This window comes from Pseudomonas sp. NCIMB 10586 (assembly GCF_023127895.1).
Classification (GTDB): Bacteria; Pseudomonadota; Gammaproteobacteria; order Pseudomonadales; family Pseudomonadaceae; genus Aquipseudomonas; species Aquipseudomonas synxantha_A.
Genome location: NZ_SPKQ01000045.1, coordinates 177,900 through 196,726 on the forward strand (window position 1 = coordinate 177,900; position 18,827 = coordinate 196,726).

The following is an 18,827-nucleotide window of genomic DNA, read 5'->3' on the forward strand; positions in this document are numbered from 1 at the left end:
ACATGCTCAATGAACTGCGCACCTTCTTCGACCACAGCCGGCACAAACTCACGGTTCGCAACGTGGCCGCGGTGCTCGATGTGCTGGCCTTCGAAGGCCACGAAGGCCTCAGCCAGCCGTTCAACTACCACGTGGAATTCACCTGCATCGACGGCGACCTCAACGCCGACAGCGTGCTGGGCCAAGACGCCAACTTCAGCCTGCACGGTCCCGGCCTAAACCCTGGCATGGCCGCACTCAAGGCGGTAGGCATTGAGGTGCCCCCGGTCAAGCCGTTGCGCACCTTGCACGGCGTGGTCACCGGCTTCAAACGCCTGTCCGGCTCCCTCGACGAAGCCCGCTACGAAATCACCCTCGAACCGCGCTTGGCCTTGCTCGCTCGCGGCAAACAATTTCGTATCTACCAACACCAATCAGTGCCGCAGATCGTCGAAAGCATCCTGCGCAGCCGCCACGACTTCGAAGGTCAGGATTTTCTCTTCAACCTGGTACGCGAATACCCCAAGCGCGAACAGGTCATGCAGTACGACGAAAGCGACCTGGCCTTCATCTCGCGCCTGTTGGCCGAGGTGGGCATCTGGTACCGCTTCACCCGCGACGAACGCCTGAACATCGACGTGGTGGAATTCCACGACGACCAACGTCACTACCAGTTCGACGTGCAACTGCCGTACCGCCCGCAATCGGGCATGAACAGCAGTGGCGAAGACGGCGTATGGCGCCTGCAATCGAACCACAAGGTGGTGGAGCAACACGTCAACATCCGCGCCTACCACCACCGCGTCGCCAACGCCTACCTCGACGGTGACATTGACCAAAGCCGTGGCGCCAAAGGCACCTACGGCGAGGCCTACCACTACGCCGAGCCCTACAACCTCATCGGCGACCGCTACGACCAGGACGAAGACCTGCAAAGTGAAAGCGGCTACTTCTACGCACGCCTGCGCCACGAACGCTACCTCAACGGCCAGACCCAACTCAGCGGCATCAGCAGCAGCCCCAGCCTGACCCCCGGCCAGGTCCTGAAAATCTCCGGCGGCGCGCCCAATGCCTTCACCCCCGGCGCGGTTATCACCCAAGTCACCACCCACGCCGCCCGCGATCGCAGTTTTGAAGCCAGCTTCCAGGCCATCCCGTATTCAGAAACCGTGTGCTTTCGCCCAGCGCTGCTGCCCAAACCGCAAATCGCCGGCACCGTCCCGGCCCGCGTCACCAGCCCCAAAGAACACGACCCCTACGGCCACATCGACCTCGAAGGCCGCTACAAAGTCCACTTCCTGTTCGACCGCGACACCTGGAAACCCGGCCAGGAAAGCCTCTGGCTACGCCTGGCCCGACCCTACGCCGGCGACACCCACGGCCTGCACCTGCCACTGCTGGCCGGTACCGAAGTCGCCATCGCCTTCGAACAAGGCGACCCCGACCGGCCTTATATCGCCCACGCGTTGCACGACAGCCAACACGTCGACCACGTGACGATGCGCAACCACAAACGCAACGTACTGCGCACCCCGGCCAACAACAAACTGCGCCTGGACGACACGCGGGGGCAGGAGCACGTAAAGCTCAGTACGGAGCACAGTGGGAAGAGCCAGTTGAATTTGGGGCATTTGGTGGATGCCGACCGCAAACCGCGAGGGCAGGGCGCAGAGCTGCGTACCGATGGGCATGGTGCGATTCGTGCGGGTAGCGGCATTTTTATCAGTGCTGATACGCAGCCTCGGGCCAACGGCCAGATGTTGGAAATGAGCGCTGCATTAGGGCATTTGCAACAGGCCGCAGACCAGTTGGAGGGGTTGTCAAACGATGCTCAGGCTGCCAAAGCCGATCCGGCTGATGTGCAAACGCAAATAAACCTGCTCAAACAAGACATTGAACAGCTTGCATCGTCCGTGCTGCTCCTCAGCGCGCCTCAAGGCATTGCCTTGACCAGCGGCAAGCACTTGCAGTTGGCGGCACAGAACAACCTGATGCTCAACGCCGGCGGTGAGGCAGACATCAGCGTGATCAAGCGCCTGTTTGTCGGCGTGGGGCAAGGAGTAAGTCTGTTCGTACGCAAGCTGGGCATCAAGTTGATCGCCAACCAAGGGCCAGTAAAAATCCAGGCCCAGAACGATACGCTGGAAGTATTGGCCCGCAACGGGCTGAGCATCACCAGCACTGAAGATGAAATCCGCATCGTCGCGAAAAAGAAAATCACCCTGAACGCAGGCGGCAGCTACATCACCCTGGATCAGAGCTGCATCGAGTCGGGCACGGCAGGGGATTACAACGTGAAGTCGGCGCACTTCGACTACTTGGGCCCAGCCACTATGAATGCCGCGCATCCCGATTTTCCGCAGGGCTTATCCAGGGAAAAAGTGCGACTGCGTGTACCACAAGTCGCCAATGCTTCCAACCTGGGCTGGGCCGGAATGCCTTACACGTTATACGCCGATGGCGCGTTGCTTAAAAAGGGGGTGCTGGACGACACCGGGCACTTGATGGTCGACCACCAGGTCGTGACTCAAGGTTACCGGCTGGAAATGGCTAACGGTGTGAGTTACCAGATTCCGGTGCCAACGGAGTACCGCAATGCCGAGCAAGCGCATATGGCCAACAGTGGTTTGCATCATCATGCCTCGCAAACCGACGCCGGTGTACGCCAGCCCAACTCACACACCGACCACCGAGCGTTGTACACGTCGGTGATGGAAGGCGCCCGAGGCAAGAAGGGAGACCAACAATGACTCAAGTTCAATCCGACATCGTGGTGCCGCTTGCCCTCCAGCATACCCAGGAGGCGACATGCTGCGCGCCCTGGTTTGTGTGCAACACCGAATACCATCCCGCCATGGCGGGTTATCTCCCCTTGGTCAATGGTGAGGAAGCCTTCAGGGCCGTACATGAGGCAATCGCAGCGGCCAAAAAGACCGTGGATATCATCTGCTGGGGATTCCAGCCGTCGATGTATTTCATCCGTGACCGCAGCGCGCCCAGTATCGGTGAGCTGCTCAGGGCCAAGGCGTCGGACGGTGTCAAGGTGCGTGTGCTGGGTTGGGAAATGCCGTTCAACAGTGCCGGCTTTGCGGGTGAGGCCAATCTGCCCGGTAAAGGTACGGTGCGGATCAAGGACCGGGAGCTGCAGAGTTCTACCCAGAAGCAATATGACGATGATCGACAATGGTTTGCCGACTGCGCTGTCGCAGATGACAAGGCTGCCCTGCGAGGTAATGACAAGGTTCCGCTGTTTGTCAGTCGTGGTTTCAGCACACGCGAGCGCGCCGAAATTAATCACTGGGTGAAGTACGCCAGTCTTGATCCGAACATCAGTAAAAAAATGCGCTACACGCTGGGCCTGACGGCCACTCATCACCAAAAGAGTGTGCTGGTCGATTACGAGTTAGGCGATTGCGCTGTCGGCTTTGTCATGGGCCACAACATGCTTGATGAGTATTGGGATACTGACGGGCATTCGGCGTTAAACCGCACCCCGGAGAGTAAACCGGCCCCAAACGCCGGGCCCCGTGGCGACAAGCCACGTCAGGATATTTCCAGCCAGGTCAGCGGCCCGATTCTGGAGCACTTGCACCATAACTTCGCGACCGCCTGGCTCAAGGAGACCGGCGAAGACCTCCTGGTTTCGCGGTGTTCCACTGAGGTCGCAGAGCACCTCACGGCGTGCAAAGGCAACCTGTTGCTCGCCCAGTTATTGCGTACCCAGGCCCAAGCCGGCAAGCGGGATATTGAGGCGCTTTACTTGAAGGCGATCAATAACGCGACGCAGTTTATCTATATCGAAAACCAGTATTTCCGCTGGCCACCGCTGGCGGAGGCGATCAAGCAAGCGGCGCGGATCCAGACACAGGATGGGCGTGAGCCGGGCCTGCACGGTGCGTTGCATTTGTTCGTGATCACTAATGACACCGAAGGTGGCATGGGTGCGGGTACGGTGAAAACCCAGGAAATGATCGAGAGCCTTGGGCGCGCCGAAACGATTCCGGGGGTGACCAAGCTGTTGCGCATCAAGCAGATAAAAAAGGACATGCCTCCGCAGCCACGACCTGAACGGAATGACCACGTTGGGCAACGGGAACTCAAGAAATGGCAGGCTCAACTCGATGAGCAAATCAAAGCGGTCGACAAGAGCCCGATTGTTTCACCGGAAGTGCCCGGCCTGAAAGTACACCTCTGCTCGCTGGTGGCGCCTGACTCACCGGCTGGCAAGGAGTGGATGCCGGTGTATATCCATTCCAAGTTGATGATCGTCAATGACGTGTTCACCACGCATGGCTCGGCGAATATCAACACCCGCAGCATGATGGTGGACAGTGAGTTGAATATTGCTCATGAGTGGGCGGATGTGACGAAGGCGTTGCGGCGGCGGTTGTGGGAGATGCATACGGATAAGAGGGGCGCGCAGGATGATCCTGCTCAAGCGTTTGCAACTTGGAAAACGATCATTGGGGAAAACAGAGACCTCCAAGAAGATAAAGGTTTGCCATGTGCATCCCTAGTCGAATTCTATTACGGCGAAGCTACCCTCAAGGATCTTGACTGAATGCGCCTGACTCTTTTGCTATCTAGCCTGTTGCTGGCCGCGTGCGGTACTGGCAATGCTTTTACTTTACCCACGAAGGAGGCGCCCTTGAACCCGCTCACTGAAATCAAGGCCAAGCTGGCCTTTACGTGTGTATACGAGAAAATTCCGGCACCGTCCGCCGAAAGCGACGTCTTGTTTCAGTACGCCCGCTGGTTGCAGAAAAACAACCAACTCAAGCAAGACAAGACGGTAGATATGGAGATTGAGCGGCTGTATCGCATTGCGGCCGAGAATGGTCACTACAAGGCCAATATTAATTTGCAGAATGGCACGATGCGTGGCTTTTTTAAGTTGCGGGGTGAAGAGCATTTGCGCTTGAGCCAGCAATTGATCGAGGCAAAAGTTGCAACGGGTTACTACTTTATCGGGATCTTCTTACAACAGGGATCTGCCGGGCTGAAGCAAGATCCGGAAATGTCACTGCGTTACTACCGCAAGGCGGCTGATCAGGGAAATGCCCAAGCCCAAGCCTATGTAGCAGAGAAGTTAGCGCCGATTGATATTGCACCTGACGTTGCCCTTCAGATGCGCAGTTGCGCGGCCGCCCAGGGCAATGGTCAGGCAGCCGTTGCTCTAGGCGTAAAGCTTAAAAACAAAGGAGAGTACCAAGGAGCGCTTGAGGCTTTCCAGATGGGCATTGCCGCTGGTGATGAGAGCGCTGCTGACCGTATAAAAGGCGCATTTCTTGCCGTTGCTCCCTCCGATAAGTTGTACTACCTAGGCCAACGGGAGGACCTCGAACGCGCTGAACGCTATGAAAAAATATGGCGAATCCTCGCAAACTACTCTTACGCCGACCCCAAAGTCCCCGAAATCAACGAAATCCTCCCCCTGCCACCAGCCAAACTCCCGGCCTGGGACGGCAAGCTGCAATGGCTGGAAGCCCGCTTCGCCAACATCCCACCGCCCAAGCCCACCGAGGCACTGATCAACCAACTGGCCAAAGCCATGGTGCTCGATCCGGCCACCGGAAAACCAATGCCCGGTTCACCGGTTTTCAGCCAAGCCAATTTCCCGGTGCTTATCTGCTACAGCGGTGAGACCTGCCCTGAAACGGGCTACTGGAAAATCATCTGGCCCAACGACCTCGCGATTAGGTGGAAAGAAGTCGTCCGCCACTTTGAACAGGGCGAGACCATGCCGGTACATCAAGTCGAGCGCACTCACCCACGTCCTTGGCCGTTCTCCGAAAAGATCACCTTGCGCGATGAAGCGGTGGAGTGGGGGCTGCTCGGATGATGCGCCTGTCTTTTGTCGCAGTGCTACTGAGCGCAGCCTTACTCAGCTGTGGCGCTTCTGCTCGCCCGACAAACGACGCCGATGTGCGCTATCCCAATTTACACAACGACCACCAAGCGCCGTATTCGTTAGTGATGGAACCTGCCCGAGACAACGGAGATAACCGATGATTCTCGACCAACTGCGCACCTTCTTCGACCACAGCCGGCACAAACTGTCGGTGTATGGGCTGGATTCAGTATTGGACGTGCTGGCCTTCGAAGGCCACGAAGGCCTGAGCCAGCCGTTCAACTACCGCGTGGAATTCACCTGCATCGACGGCGACATCGGTGCCGACAGCGTGCTGGGCCAAGACGCCAACTTCAGCCTGCACGGCCCCGGCCTAAACCCAGGCATGGCCGCACTCAAGGCGGTAGGCATTGAAGTACCGCCGGTCAAGCCACTACGCACCTTGCACGGCGTGGTCACCGGCTTCAAACGCCTGTCCGGCTCCCTCGACGAAGCCCGCTACGAAATCACCCTCGAACCGCGCTTGGCCTTGCTCGCTCGCGGCAAACAATTTCGTATCTACCAACACCAATCAGTGCCGCAGATCGTCGAAAGCATCCTGCGCAGCCGCCATGATTTCGAAGGTCAGGACTTCCTCTTCAACCTGGTACGCGAATACCCCAAGCGCGAACAAGTCATGCAGTACGACGAAAGCGACCTGGCCTTCATCTCGCGCCTGCTGGCCGAAGTCGGCATCTGGTACCGCTTCACCCGTGACGAACGCCTGAACATCGACGTGGTGGAATTCCACGACGACCAACGCCACTACCAGTTCGACGTGCAACTGCCATACCGCCCCCAATCCGGCCTGAATAGCAGCGGCGAAGACGGCGTATGGCGCCTGCAATCGAACCACAAGGTGGTGGAGAAACACGTCAACATCCGCGCCTACCACCACCGTGTCGCCAACGCCCACCTCGACGGTGATGTCGACCAAAGCCGTGGCGCCAAAGGCACCTACGGCGAGGCCTACCACTACGCCGAGCCCTACAACGCCATCGGCGACCGCTACGACCAGGACGAAGACCTGCAAAGTGAAAGTGGCTACTTCTACGCGCGCCTGCGCCACGAACGCTACCTCAACGGCCAGACCCACCTCAGTGGCATCAGCAGCAGCCCCAGCCTGACCCCCGGCCAGGTCCTGAAAATCTCCGGCGGCGCGCCCAACGCCTTCACCCCCGGCGCGGTCATCACCCAAGTCACCACCCACGCCGCCCGCGACCGCAGTTTTGAAGCCAGCTTCCAGGCCATCCCGTATTCAGAAACCGTGTGCTTTCGCCCAGCGCTGCTGCCCAAACCGCAAATCGCCGGCACCGTCCCGGCCCGCGTCACCAGCCCCAAGGAGCACGACCCCTACGGCCACATCGACCTTGAAGGCCGCTACAAAGTCCACTTCCTGTTCGACCGCGACACCTGGAAACCCGGCGAAGAAAGCCTCTGGCTACGCCTGGCCCGGCCCTACGCCGGCGACACCCACGGCCTGCACCTGCCACTGCTGGCCGGCACCGAAGTGGCCATCGCCTTCGAACAAGGCGACCCCGACCGGCCTTATATCGCCCACGCGTTGCACGACAGCCAACACGTCGACCACGTGACGATGCGCAACTACAAACGCAACGTACTGCGCACGCCGTCGAACAACAAACTGCGCCTGGACGACACGCGGGGGCAGGAGCACGTCAAGCTCAGTACGGAGCACAGTGGGAAGAGCCAGTTGAATTTGGGGCATTTGGTGGATGCCGACCGCAAACCGCGAGGGCAGGGCGCAGAGCTGCGTACCGATGGACATGCGGCAATTCGTGCGGGCAGCGGTCTTTTTATCAGTGCTGACGTGCAGCCTCGTGCCAATGGCCAGATGCTGGAAATGAGTGCTGCCGTGGGCCATTTGCAACAGGCCGCAGACCAATTAGAAGGGCTGTCCACCGATGCTCAGGCTGCCAAGGCCGACCCCGCAGATGTGCAGGCGCAATTGACGTTGATGCGCGACCAACTCGATCAACTCAAAGCCTCGGTCTTATTACTCAGTGCTCCGCAGGGTATCGCCTTGACCAGCGGTAAACACTTGCAGCTGGCGGCACAGAACAACCTGATGCTCAACGCTGGTGGCGAGGCGGATATCAGCGTGATCAAGCGCCTGTTTATCGGCGTGGGGCAGGGGGTGAGCCTGTTTGTGCGCAAGCTGGGTATCAAGCTGATTGCGAACCAGGGGCCTGTGAGCGTTCAGGCCCAGAACAACACGTTGGAAGTGATGGCCCGTCACGGGCTAAGCATCATCAGCACTGAGGATGAAATTCGCATCGTCGCGAAAAAGAAAATCACCCTGAACGCGGGTGGCAGCTACATCACCCTGGATCAGAGCTGTATCGAGTCGGGCACGGCAGGGGATTACAACGTCAAGTCGGCGCACTTCGACTACTTGGGCCCAGCCCAGCAAGTTCTGAATATGCCAACGTCACCTCAATTGACCGAGCACAAGTCCAAGTCCCTGGGGCTTATGGATTTCTCTGGCTGATCCCTTTGCGAACCAGGAGTGAAGGACATGATGGCTAACTTGTTTTTTCAGATGTTTGAACGTCTTGGCAGTGGCAGGGCGACACCGACTCGTGCGCTAGAAGAGCCAGCCTTGCCGGCGTCACAGACCCCTCAGGCCCAGCCTCACCTATCGGCACCCGCGGAGACCGGCGCATTGCAGCCCGTAAAAAACTGGAGCCATCCCTTCAAGGATAAAAACTCTCCGCTGCTGCAATTAACCCAATTGTCCAAGGCCGCGTCGGGTTACTACCCCTTGGGACGCAACGGGTTGTGGCACGGTGGCGTGCATTTCGACAGCGGGACCGCCGGCACTTTGGATCAGTCCAGCGTGCAGTGCCTGGCCGACGGTGAAGTGGTTGCCTATCGCATCGACACGCACGCGCCGACCACGAATTACTTCGTCGAAAACGGAACCGTGCCAAAGCCGTTTTCACGCAATTTCGTGTTGGTACGCCATCGCCTTCAGCCACCGACAATCGAGGGCAGCCCGGATGTAACGCCCAGCCTGATTTTCTACAGCTTGTATATGCACTTGCAGGATTGGTCGGTTTACCAGAATGCCCATGGCATCGAGCGCCCCAAGTTCTGGCCCGAAGGCGCTGCCTTCCGTGTCAAGGCTACGGTGACTGATATGCACCCAGGCCATCCTGGGCAGCAGGGCTTGAATGTGCGTAACCAGGCACAGAGAGGCAAAGCACTCGGTCTTCTGCCACGCGGTGCGGCGGTGACAGTCACTGGCGACGGCATCTACCGCAAACTGGAAAACACCCACGGGCCGGAGTTTTTAAAAGCGGCTGACGGCTCACTACGTGGCTATCTTTCGATTGATTTTCTAGAACCCATGGCAACGGACGATTATAGGGTCAAGGGCGATCCCTCACTCAACGTCCGCGCAGAAGCCAGCGTCGGCAGTACCATCATTGGCACCTTGCCAAACGGTACGGAAGTGACGGTCAGCGGTGAAGGGCCATTTCGAAAGCTTGAGCGAGTGAACCAGTATGTTCATTTCGATTCACTGGAGGGTGCCCGAGAACCGATTGCGGACCGCATCGTGGTGCTCGATCAGCCTGTCGCGATCAAGGCGGGCGAATTGATTGGTCATATCGGCGAGTACCAAGACAGCAAGGCAGAGCATCCAGAAAAGAAACTGCACCTCGAGGTGTTCAGTGGCGATGACGTGAAAGCGTTCATCGAGGGCTGCCAGGGCTGGGCAGATCTAATGCCTGCCACCGACAAAACCTGGCTGAAGCTTGTCAAGGGCACTGCCGTTGTAAAACACCATGACCGTTTCAATGCCGCGCAACCTCCCAGATTGCGCGACGCCAGTTCGTCAAGCGATGCTGACCTACTGGTTCCTAAAAGCTGGCTCGATGGCCTTTCTGCCGAGAAAAAAATCGCAATCCCGGCCACGGATGAACACAACGCCTACAACTGGTATCGCCTTGAGCATCTACTGCACGACGCCAACAATATGTTGCACGACTGTTGGGTGCGCGAAGAAGTAGGGGTTACGCCCTGGGTTAATCCATGGTCCTGGGTGGGGTATGACACGATCTTCAACTTTGACTCTCCCCAGCAAACGTTGGCCTCGTTCTTTCGAGCCGTCAGCCGTTTCGATGAAGAACAACTCAAGCAGCACGGCGCCTTGGCGGATGCATCGGATAAAGGGCCGATGAAGAGTCGTTTGTACGACATCATTGACCGAAACCGCGATGGGAAAATGACCGCTGAAGAGTTGCAAGCAGCGATCCGCCTGCCCGCGCATGCGCAGTCGCTTTCTCAACTGATCATTCACTATGAAAGCGAATGGCGTTTCACACCCCATAAGTGGGATGCGCTGGATGAAGTGCTTGGTCATAGTGGGTCGACGCCTCATCTTAATTGGTTGGCGGAGAAAGAGCGGATCAAGCAAATAAGTTGGTGGAACGAGGTGGCGCCGAGAGTGGGGTTGCCGGGGCATGGGCAGGTGTATCACTTTCATCCGGTGGGGTTGTCTGGTTTGTTTGCCCTGAGTTCTGAGCACCGTTTGATAACACTCAATATGTTGAAGAAAGCAAAGCCGAGTCTTTCAGATGCTTATTGTGAAATGATTCTGCCTTTATTGAATAAATACGCGAAATTGTATGAGATAAATAGTCCTATTAGAATTGCACATCTTCTAGCACAAGTAGGTCATGAAAGTGGGTTCAGAGTGAGGGAGGAAAATCTCAGTTATACAGCGCCCCGAATGAGGCAGATTTTTGGCTGTAGGAATAACCTGCGGGGCTATAATAGCTCGACTGATGAGTGCATTGTCTTGCCAAGGCTTCGTCCTAAACTATGGAGTGAGTCCGATACGTATGCACATAATGCTGTAAATTTAGGAAGCTATGTTTATGCCAATAGAAATGGCAATGGAGATGAGGCGAGTCAAGAGGGATACAAGTATCGTGGGCGTGGAATTATACAGCTGACAGGGAAAAATAATTATCGAGAGTACTCTCGAGTACATAATCAAAAGGATCCTTCGGATCCTAGGGATTTTGTAGCGGATCCGGACTTGATAGTTAGTGATTTGAAGTATGGAATTGAGTCGGCCTTTGTGTGGTGGGAAATGAACAAGATGAATGGTTTAATAGCTCGCTCGTATGCGGTCAATACAGAGAATAATATATTTCAACATGTTGCTGATATTTCAATAAAGGTAAATGGCGGCACCGTTGGCTTGGACGAACGCGTCACTCTATTCAATGACCTACGCAACATGATTGCAGCGGAGCTAAATAACCAATGAAGCGGATTGTACTGATTGGATTGATTGTCTTTTCGCCGCTGGTCAGTGCGAAAAGTAGGCTTTACAACTTAAGTCCGTTTTTTAATGGGATGGATAGAGCAGAGTTTGTATCGGTTGATGGAGAGTTTGGCCCAACTTTAAAGGGGGAGCTTAAAGGAAAGGATGGAGGGAGATATAGCCTTCCAGATGTATGTGAGTCGGAAGGAGGGGCCGCTGAAATAAGCGATGCCTATACTGTAAAAGCAAAGGAAATATACTTTGTATTCACGTGTGCATGGTCTGTCCAGCATTCGGGAATTGGACTTAGTGGCATTCAGTATGAAACTTTTATTTATGGCGGTAATGGGTTGAATTCAGTCCTAAGAAAAGAAACGCTATCTCAGGCTCTATCCAGTTATGAAGGAAGCTTGGAAGGTGGGGAAAGCAGTTATGCTTGGTACGTTGAGCGTATGATCGCTAGGGAGAAAATACTTGAGCTCGAAGCGGGACTATCGAAAGATTCTCTCGAGTTAGCGCATAGTATTGTTTTGGCTCGCTTGAAGAGCAGGGATTACACCGCAATTAAAAGTTATCTAAGCGTTGAGCGTGTTCGGCAGCTATATCTAGATTTTCCGGTCAGTAAGTCGACTGTCATCGCTTACAATGATTTTGGCTATGCCTTGGGGCTGTCTGGTGAAGAAGGTATGGCATATGAGGTTTTAAAAAAAGTAGAAACGGTTGAACCTAATAGGGTGGTTCTGAAACTAAATATTGCAGATGTATTATGGGGTTCTGATAAAGAAAAATCCAAGGCGTATTATAGGGAATATGTAGGGGCGATGAAGAAGCTTGGGAGAGAAAAGCTGATTCCGTCAAATGCTCTTGAACGTAGTCTTTCTGACTAAAGTGTTTGTGTTAATGCGATGATGGTGTTGGGGGGTATTCTGAAGTCAATGATTGCGGTTGTCCGAGGAACTCGAAGTTATTGCCGTAACTTGACAGATTAATATTGGATTGGCGGAGATGGCTGGTCGCCAGCGATACAGGTGGGAAATTATTAAGGTTTTTAAAATTTACTTTGATAGTGGATGCTTAAAATTTTTAAAGTGTGGTTGTAATATTTTTGAAGTGTTAAGTAAACAGGTTTTTAAAAGTAAAATAGTTAGACTCTTTGAGTAGGGGTAAGTCATGAAAAACATCATCCGAATCGGCGACAAAACAACCGGCGGCGGCACCGTTCAATCGGGCTCCATTGTCATGGTCTTCAGAGGAATTGGCGTAGCGCGACAGGGCGACCCAGTGATTTGCCCACTCCCTGGCCATGGCCGTACGGTAATCGCCGAGGGGCATCCAACGTTTCGCGACAACGGCCTTCCCGTCGCGTTTCACGGGCATCGCTGTGCTTGCGGTTGCCTTCTTATTTCGTCACTGCCTGAAGCGAGCGCGAGCTAGCGATGCCGGTCAAATTGGATCAGGTGCCTGCTCTCGCGTCACGCCCGGTACGACCGAGGTGGTGGCTCTGGCTAGCGGTGGTGCCGCTGCTGCTTTTGCTGCTGGGTGTGGCGGGGACGTTTTTGTTCGGTACAGAAGCGTTGCGTCAACAACCGTTACGTTTTTGGGGGCTTGCCGTTGGTGGGCCGCTGCTGGGGTGGTGCCTGCTGGGTTTTGGGCGTGCCTTGCTGTATCTCGGCCAGCAGCAGGTTGCTGATGGGTGGGATAAGTCGCGTGAAGAGGATCTGATTGAAAAAGTCCGACGTGGTCGGCGTGTTCAACAAGTGTTGGGGATCAGCGTTAACACGGCTTGGCGAGCGCCTGATGCACCCTCCACGACGCAGTTGGATCTCGTATTGAGCGGGGACAAGGCGCTAAAGGCTCAACCGTCCAGGCAAGGGGCAGTGTCACGCCATAGTCGTCTCGCCACCGATAAGGATGAAGTCCCTGAGGTAACGCTGTTACGCATATTGGCGCACCTGCTTGCCGATTTAGCGCCAACGCTGAAACAGATACCCGACGATAAGCCGTTAGCGCTGTTGTTGGAGGTCGATACTGCGTTGCCGGATAACGTATGGCAGCAGGTGTGGCAGCAAGCGTGGAGTGAGTCCGGTGTTCGCCAACTGACAACGCCTATTGAGCGCGATGGCCTGGAGGCTGTGGATCAGTGGCTCGATTACCGCATTGGTGATCAGGCGTTGTTGTTGGTGGTGGCATTACGGTTTGCCGTGCAACAGCCCGAAGACACGGCTGAAGCGGCGGTGGGATTACTGTTTGGCAATCGTCTGACCCAAACCCTGTTACCCCCAATGGCCTACCTGCATCGCCCGGAGCAGGAGCGCGAACCGTCCAACGCTGCACTGTGTTACGCCGCGCATCAGGCCTTGGACTGGGTGCCTCTGACTGCGCAATCAATCGAGCAAACATGGCGAGCAGGGGTTGATACATCGCGTGACGCTGCGTTGACCGCTGTGTTGGCTGAAGTGCCGCTTCCGGCGAAGCTCAACGAGGGGTTTTACAACCTGGACGCCTCGTTGGGGCACCCAGGTAAAGCATCGCCGTGGCTGGCGATCGCCTTGGCGGCACATTCCATTCATTGCGGCGCTGGGCCGCAGTTCATTTTCAGCGGGAGCGACTGTGTTGATACGGGGCTCTGGAGCACGGTGTTGACGCCCGTGCCACCGCTCTCGCAATAGGGATTTCAAATGCAGCTTCGACGTTCAGTAGGGGTGTGGATTGTGGTCGGCGTATTGGTGCTGATTGGAGCAATACTGGCGGGGGTGGTTTGGCTTTACCCGAACGTATTAGGTCTTCAGGCGGGCAGCGACCAGCAATCTATCGGCCTGTGGGTAATAGTTGCCACGACTCTGGTTCTGCTGGCGCTTGTGGGCGCCTACCATTCATTGGGCAACCAGTTAGGGCGTTCAACGTATCGTCAAGAAGCGCAGCAGGCGGATGATATGCCTCAACCTGCGCAGCCTGGTCGCGAAGGGGCGGGCGGTGCTTCCATGAAAGAGCGCACCCACTCGATCAGAAGACATCTGCGCGAGCACTACGGCCCCCTCTGGCGCAAAAAAGTCCGCCTCCTCCTCATCATCGGCGACCCCGACACCGTCAACGCCATCGCCCCCAACCTCACCACCCGCCACTGGCTGGAAGGCCAAGGCACCGTCCTACTATGGGGCGGCAACGCCCATGAATCCCTGGAGCAAACCTTCACCGAACACTGGTCCGGCCTGAGCCGCTGGCGTTCTCTGGATGGCGTAGTCTGGGCACTGGACAACACCCAGGCCGCCGACGATGCCGCGATGGCCACTGGCGTGCGCCAGTTAAAACGTTTGGCGCATCACGTAGGTTGGCAGTTGCCCTTGTACCTCTGGCAAGTGTGCGCCAGCACCTGGGAGCAAACCGGCCGTGCGGTGCAACCGGTGGGCTGTGTATTGCCCGAGCGTTTCAGTGCGCAGGAACTGCAGGAGCATTTGACCGAGTTGCTCACGCCGTTGCGCCGCGCCGGGCTGGGGCAGATGAATGAGACGTTGGCCCACGATTTTCTGCTGCGGTTGTCGCGTGATTTGCAGGCCAAGGGGATCGCCCGTTGGCGGCAGGTGCTGGAGCCGCTGACGCCCGAGTTTTCCCGGGGCGTGCCGTTGCGGGGGCTGTGGTTCAGCTTGCCGGTAGCGCCGCTAAAGTCTGCTTCAAAAACCCACGACTGGTCCGCGCCTACCCCGTGGCAGGGTGTGCTTGAGGATAACCGCAATAGCCGCCGTCTAGGCTGGGGCGTGGTGCGCGTCGGGTATGCGTTGGTGTTGGGCCTGGCGCTGTTATGGGGCGCGGGGTTGTTGCTCTCGTTCGTGACCAACCGCGTGCAGATTGGCGAGGTCGAGCGTTCGGTAGCGGCCTTGCAGCAGCCCGGCAGCGGCGACGTGCAGTTGACCGCGCTCAACGATTTGACCCGTGAGCTGGCGCGTCTGGATTACCGCGCCAAAAACGGCGTGCCGTGGTATCAGCGCTTCGGCCTGGAGCAAAACCAGAACCTGCTGGCAGCGGTGTGGCCGCATTACGTGCAGGCCAATAATCGTTTGATGCGCGACCCGGTGGTGGCCAACCTGCAGGGCCGGCTCAAGGCGTTTATCGCCTTGCCGCCCGGCAGCGAACAGCGTGCGGGGGCTGCTGCAGGGGCTTATGAGAACTTGAAGGCGTACCTGATGCTGGCTCGGCCGCAGAAGGCCGATGCGACCTTTTTGCGCAAGGCGCTGGTAAACGCCGAACCCGCGCGCAGCGGCGTGACGAATGGGCTTTGGCAAGGGCTGTCGCCGGTCTTGTGGGGTTTCTATGGTGAGCAGTTGGCCGCGCACCCGGACTGGGCGATCAAGGCCGACCCGGCGCTGGTGGCCCAGGCCCGCCAGGTGTTGCTCAGCCAGTTGGGCCAGCGCAATGCGCAGGCCGCGCTGTACCGCAAGGTGCTCGACATTGCAGCCAATCAATACCCGGCGCTGAGCCTGCACGGCATGGTTGGCGAAACCGATGCCTCGGCGCTGTTCACCACCACGGCCAGCGTAGCGGGCGTCTTTACCCGGCAGGCGTGGGAAGGCCGGGTGCGTCAGGCCATCGATGAGATCGCCGAAGCACGCCGCGAGGAAATCGACTGGGTGCTCAGCGACAGTCAGACCGATATCGCCAGCGAGCTGACCCCGCAGATGCTCAAGGAGCAACTCACCGAACGCTACTTCCAGGACTACGCCAGTGCCTGGCTGGATTTTCTCAACAGCCTGCGCTGGCGCAAGGCCGAGGGCATGGGCGATGTGATCGACCAACTGACCCTGATGACCGACGTGCGCCAGTCGCCATTGATCGCGCTGATGAACACCCTGGCCTACCAGGGCCAGGCCGGCACGCGCACGCAGGCCTTGGCTGACTCGCTGATGAAGTCGGCAAAAGACCTGCTCGACCAGGACAAGGTGCCGTTGATCGACCAACAGAGCCAGGTGCCGCGCAGTCCATTGGACGGCACCTTCGGGCCGCTGCTGACCCTGCTTGGCAAGGACGCCGAAGGCAAGGCCGACAGCGAGCGCCTGAGCCTGCAAGCCTTCCTCACCCGCGTGACGCGGGTGCGCCTGAAGCTGCAACAAGTGAGCAGCGCCTCCGACCCGCGGGAAATGACCCAGGCCCTGGCGCAAACCGTGTTCCAGGGCAAAAGCGTGGACCTCACCGACACCCAGTCCTACGGCAGCCTGATCGCCGCCAGCCTGGGCGCGGAGTGGGGCGTGGTTGGCCAGACCCTGTTTGTGCAGCCGCTGGCGCAAGCCTGGCAACGGGTGCTGCAACCTTCTGCGGCAGGGCTCAACAACCAGTGGCGGCGGGCAATCGTCACCGACTGGCAGGGCGCGTTCGCCGGGCGTTATCCGTTCGCCAACACCACCAGCGACGCCTCGCTGCCGATGCTGGGGCAAATGATCCGCGCCGACTCCGGGCGCATCGAGCAGTTTTTGCAGAACCAACTGGGCGGCGTGTTGCGTAAGGAAGGCAGCCGTTGGGTGGCCGACCCGCGCCACAGTCAGGGGCTGCGCTTCAACCCGCAATTCCTGGCGGCGATCAACCAGCTCAGCCAGTTGGCCGACGTGATGTACACCGACGGCGGCATGGGCATGAGCTTCGAATTGCAAGGCCGACCGTCGCGCAACGTGGTGCAGACCAACTTCATTCTCAATGGCGAAGAGCACCAGTATTTCAACCAGCGCCAGGCCTGGCAGCGCTTCAACTGGCCGGGCTTCAGCGACGACCCGGGGGCGAGTTTGAGTTGGACCAGCGTGCAGAGCGGCGAGCGCCTGTTCGGGGATTTCGAGGGCACCTGGGGCCTGATTCGCCTGCTGGAAAAAGCCACGCTCACCCCGCTGGACGACGGCGACAGCCGCTTTCGCATGGTCCTCAAGGCCCCGGATGGCCTGGACCTCACCTGGAACCTGCGCACCGAAATGAGCACCGGGCCGCTGGCCTTGTTGGCGCTGCGTAACTTCACCTTGCCGCAGCAGATTTTTCTGGCTGAGAGCACGGCGATGACTGCAACACAGGGGAACCTTGAATGAGCCTGCACACCCTAGTCACCCAATGCCTGGGCGAACGTGACGCCGTGGCCTTGGCCCGTCAGCAGGCCGGGCCCTGGCAGGCGTGGTTGCAACCGATCAGCAGCGATGCGCCCGCCGGCCACGACCCCGGTTACGACGACGACTTCCAGCGTATGCGCGAAGAGGTCAACAAGCTCTCCGGCGCCGATGCCGAGCAGGTGGTGCAGTGGGCGCAGAAGCTGCTGGAGCACACTTGCAAGGATTTGCGCGTGGCCACCTATTACCTGTGGGCGCGCCTGCAAAAAGACGGTGAGGCCGGGTTGGCGGATGGCCTGACTTTGTTGGCTGCACTGGTGGAGCGCTATGTCGCCGAGGTGCTGCCGACGCGGCCCAACACCCGCAAGATGGCCCTGGAATGGCTGGCCAGCGGCAAGGTGTTGGACAGCCTGTCGCTGTACCCGGAGGTGGTGCGCGGCGAGGCCGAGCGTACGGTGGCGGCGCTGGCCTGGTTGGAGCATGGGCTGCAAGCCTGGCCGGCGGATCAGCGCCCGGCCCTGGGCGCGTTGTATGACGCGTTGTCGGCAAGGTTGGCGCAGTCGGGTGGGGTGGATGCGCTGGTGCCGCAGCACAGCGCCAGTCATGAAACCAACCTGCACACGGCAGCGCCCGGCGTTACGACGATCAAGTCCGGGCGCGACCTGCTGGACAACGGCCGCGCGCTGGCTGTTTACCTGCGCGAGCAACCCCTGGGGTGGCTCGCGGCGCATCGGCTGATGAAAAGCCTGCGCTGGGACACCGTGCACCAGGCGCCGCCGGAGGAGGCCAGCGGCACCACGCGCCTGGCACCGCCGCGTGGCGATTATCGCGCGCAGCTCAAGCGCCTGTACCTGCAACAGGGCTGGTCGGAACTGCTCGACCAGATCGAACGCATGTACGCCGAGGGAGTGAACCATTTCTGGCTGGATTTGCAGTGGTACCTGTACCAGGCGCTGAGCAAGCAACCGGCGCCGCAGGACAGTTGGGCGGACATCGTCAAGCGTGACCTGGGGATGTTCCTTGAGCGTTTGCCGGGCCTGGAGTTGCTGCACTGGAGCGACGGCACACCCTTCGCCGACGAGACCACCCGTGACTGGATCACCCAGCACGTCAGCGGCAATCGCCCACAACAATGGCTGCCCGCGCCACGGGCGGTGCTGACCTCGGCCGACGCCGACATCCTCTCGCTGGAAAGCGAAGCGGTGGCCCAGGCCGACAGTGATGGCGTCGAGGCGGCGCTGGCCTGGTTGGCGGCACGTCCGGGCGTGCAGAGCGGGCGCCAACGCTGGCTGTTGCGGTTGTTGATGGCGCGGGTTGCCGAGCAATACGGCAAGAGTGACCTGGCGATGCACCTGCTTGGCGAGCTGGATGCCACGGCGCAGCAGCATGGCCTGGCGACCTGGGAGCCGGAACTGAATTTCGAGGTCAAGGCGCGTCTGCTCAAGCTGCTGCGCTTGAAAGCGCAACGCAACGATGCCGACAAACCCGGCCTGGCCCGCCGCACCGAAGCCTTGCTGGCGGCGCTGGTGACGATCGACCCGGTACGCGCCGCCGTGCTGTGCGGCTAACCCTTATTGAGCGGGAG

General features: G+C 58.4%; 10 protein-coding genes. All 10 read left to right on the forward strand.

The features are described 5' to 3' along the window. Window positions 1–2 precede the first annotated feature (2 nt). Window positions 3–2,729 (forward strand): type VI secretion system Vgr family protein, encoded by a 2,727-nt coding sequence (gene vgrG / locus E4P01_RS20730; protein WP_216091135.1) that lies wholly within the window; start codon window positions 3–5, stop codon window positions 2,727–2,729. Next, window positions 2,726–4,540, forward strand: a complete 1,815-nt coding sequence (locus tag E4P01_RS20735; protein WP_216091136.1) for a phospholipase — start codon at window positions 2,726–2,728, stop codon at window positions 4,538–4,540. The genes vgrG (E4P01_RS20730) and E4P01_RS20735 overlap by 4 nt, the downstream gene beginning before the upstream one ends. Beyond that, a complete protein-coding gene (locus tag E4P01_RS20740; RefSeq protein ID WP_216091137.1) occupies window positions 4,541–5,821 on the forward strand; it encodes a DUF6396 domain-containing protein in 1,281 nt (426 codons plus the stop codon). It abuts the gene before it with no gap. Between the two features lie 169 nt (window positions 5,822–5,990). Then, window positions 5,991–8,381: a type VI secretion system tip protein VgrG gene (gene vgrG / locus E4P01_RS20745; protein WP_216092156.1), complete on the forward strand. Its 2,391-nt coding sequence runs from the start codon at window positions 5,991–5,993 to the stop codon at window positions 8,379–8,381. A 27-nt stretch (window positions 8,382–8,408) separates the two neighbouring features. After that, window positions 8,409–11,174 (forward strand): SH3 domain-containing protein, encoded by a 2,766-nt coding sequence (locus E4P01_RS20750; protein ID WP_216091138.1) that lies wholly within the window; start codon window positions 8,409–8,411, stop codon window positions 11,172–11,174. Further along, window positions 11,171–12,058 (forward strand): hypothetical protein, encoded by an 888-nt coding sequence (locus E4P01_RS20755; RefSeq protein ID WP_216091139.1) that lies wholly within the window; start codon window positions 11,171–11,173, stop codon window positions 12,056–12,058. Before E4P01_RS20750 ends, E4P01_RS20755 begins: the two co-directional genes overlap by 4 nt. A gap of 352 nt (window positions 12,059–12,410) precedes the next feature. Next, complete coding sequence (locus tag E4P01_RS20760; RefSeq protein WP_248130136.1) at window positions 12,411–12,605, forward strand: PAAR domain-containing protein; 195 nt, start codon at window positions 12,411–12,413, stop codon at window positions 12,603–12,605. A gap of 2 nt (window positions 12,606–12,607) precedes the next feature. Beyond that, the gene (locus E4P01_RS20765; protein ID WP_078820973.1) at window positions 12,608–13,840 is read left to right on the forward strand and encodes a hypothetical protein; all 1,233 of its coding nucleotides are present in this window, start codon (window positions 12,608–12,610) and stop codon (window positions 13,838–13,840) included. Window positions 13,841–13,849: 9 nt separating this feature from the next. Continuing rightward, window positions 13,850–17,227 carry an ImcF-related family protein gene (locus tag E4P01_RS20770; RefSeq protein ID WP_216091140.1) on the forward strand — a complete coding sequence of 1,126 codons (3,378 nt, stop codon included), beginning with the start codon at window positions 13,850–13,852 and terminating at the stop codon, window positions 17,225–17,227. Next, window positions 17,224–18,810, forward strand: a complete 1,587-nt coding sequence (gene tssA / locus E4P01_RS20775; RefSeq protein WP_216091141.1) for a type VI secretion system protein TssA — start codon at window positions 17,224–17,226, stop codon at window positions 18,808–18,810. Before E4P01_RS20770 ends, tssA begins: the two co-directional genes overlap by 4 nt. The last annotated feature ends 17 nt before the right edge of the window (window positions 18,811–18,827 follow it).